Source organism: Bordetella petrii, from assembly GCF_020991325.1.
In the GTDB taxonomy this organism is placed as follows: Bacteria; Pseudomonadota; Gammaproteobacteria; order Burkholderiales; family Burkholderiaceae_B; genus Bordetella_A; species Bordetella_A petrii_E.
This window is the reverse complement of record NZ_JAJMLX010000473.1, coordinates 1-1,732: the sequence shown is the minus strand read 5'-3', so window position 1 is coordinate 1,732 and position 1,732 is coordinate 1. Positions and strand designations below refer to the sequence as shown.

Annotated in this window: 2 protein-coding genes; one reads left to right on the top strand and one right to left on the bottom strand. The window is 69.9% G+C overall.

The genetic code is table 11. The annotated features are described in order from the left end of the window. The first annotated feature begins 109 nt into the window (after positions 1-109). On the top strand, positions 110-847 hold the full coding sequence (locus LPZ50_RS24675; RefSeq protein WP_230665468.1) for a sulfite exporter TauE/SafE family protein: 738 nt from the start codon (positions 110-112) through the stop codon (positions 845-847). A 184-nt stretch (positions 848-1,031) separates the two neighbouring features. On the opposite strand, the gene LPZ50_RS24670 is transcribed toward LPZ50_RS24675, so the two are convergent. Further along, the coding region (locus tag LPZ50_RS24670) for an Ldh family oxidoreductase (protein ID WP_230665467.1) at positions 1,032-1,732 on the bottom strand (701 nt) is incomplete at its 5' end.

The window sequence follows — 1,732 nt, the reverse complement described above, 5'->3', positions numbered from 1 at the left end:
GCCGGCCCTGCTGGCCGCGCGGCAGGCGCGCCTGCCCACGTGCGTGAACGTGGCGCTGGCGGGGTTGCCCGCCCCGGTGATCAGGCAAGGCTGACCGTCCGCGCAGCTTATGGAACTCTGGTTGTTGCTGGCCGCCGGCGCTTGCGCCGCGGCCTTTGTGCAGGGCCTGGCCGGATTCGGTTTCGGGCTGGTGGCCATGGCATTCTGGTCATGGGCCCTGCCGCCCGCGATGGCGGCGCCTGCCGTCGTGTTCGGCTCGCTGATCGGGCAACTGCTGGCCGTGCGTTCGTTGCGCCATGGTTTCGACTGGCGCAGGCTGGCGCCATTCCTGCTGGGCGGATTGCTAGGGGTGCCGCTGGGCGTGGCACTGCTGCGCTGGGTGGACCCCGCCATGTTCCGCTTCGGCGTGGGCCTGGTGTTGATGGTGTATTGCCCGGCCATGCTGCTGGCGTCGGAATTGCCGCGTATCACGCGGGGCGGCCGCGCCGCCGATGCCTTGGCGGGTTGGCTGTCGGGCATCATGGGGGGCTTTGGCGGCCTGCCGGGCCCGGTGGTGACGCTGTGGTGCATGCTGCGCGGCTGGCCGCGCGACCAGCAGCGAGCCGTGTTCCAGAGCTTCAACCTGGCCATGCACGGCATTACGCTGGGCAGCTATGCGGTCGCGGGCTTGTTGACCCCGCGCATGGCGCCGGTTTTCGGCATCGTCGGCATCGCCGTGCTGGTGCCGGCCTTGGTGGGGGTGCATTTATACCGGCGCTTCAGCGACGTCACGTTCCGCCGCCTGGTGCTGGTGCTGCTGACTCTGTCGGGGCTGGCCCTGGTGGTTGCCGGGGTGCGCAGCTTCTGACTGAATGTTCGCTACTCATGGTATCTGGGGGGCTGGCTCCCGCAAGGGTGCCTGACCCCGTCGTGCGCTACGACGGCCTCAGTTGTACGGTGTCCGGCACCCTGACGGGAGCCGGACACCTGGCAGTACTGGCGCAAACTCGCCGCGGGGCTAAGGCAGCGCCATGGGCCCCCAGGCCGCAGGGTCAGCCGCCTGCCGCCAACTGCCGCAGCTGTTCCAGCAAGGCATCGGGTATGTCCACGCCTTGTTGCTGCGCGCGTTGCTGCAGGCTGGCGCGGCGCGCGCCGGGCAGGCGCACGTCGCCATCGGCCAGCATGGCGCCTATCAGTGTTTCCACGCGTTCCAGGTAGGCGTCGCGTCCGGCCAGTGCGCCCGGGTCGATGGCCAGGAAGGCCTGGCCGATGCGGGCCTGGTTGCCTTCTTCGGTGAAGAACGAATCGGCTTCGAAACCGAAATGCGCGCCGGTCAGCGCGCAGGCCAGCAGTTCCACAATAAGCGCCAGCATGGCGCCCTTGACGCCGCCCATGGGCAGCATGCTGCCGGCCAGGCCGGCCTTGGGGTCGGTGGTGGGGTTGCCGTCCGCATCCAGCGCCCAGCCCAGGGGAATGTCGCGTCCTTCGCGGGCGGCCACCATCAGTTTGCCGCGCGCCACTTCCGACAACGACAGGTCGATGATTAGCGGATCGCCGTCGCGGCGCGGAAACGCGGCCGCGATGGGGTTGGTGCCGAATAGTGCACGCCTGCCGCCCCAGGCCGGCATGGCGGCCGGCGAGTTGCCCATGGCCAGGCCCACCAGCCCCTGGCGCGCCAGCGCGTCCAGGTGGTAGGCCGCCACGCCGAAGTGGTGGCTGTTGGTGACGCCCGTGAAGGCCACTCCGTGGGTCT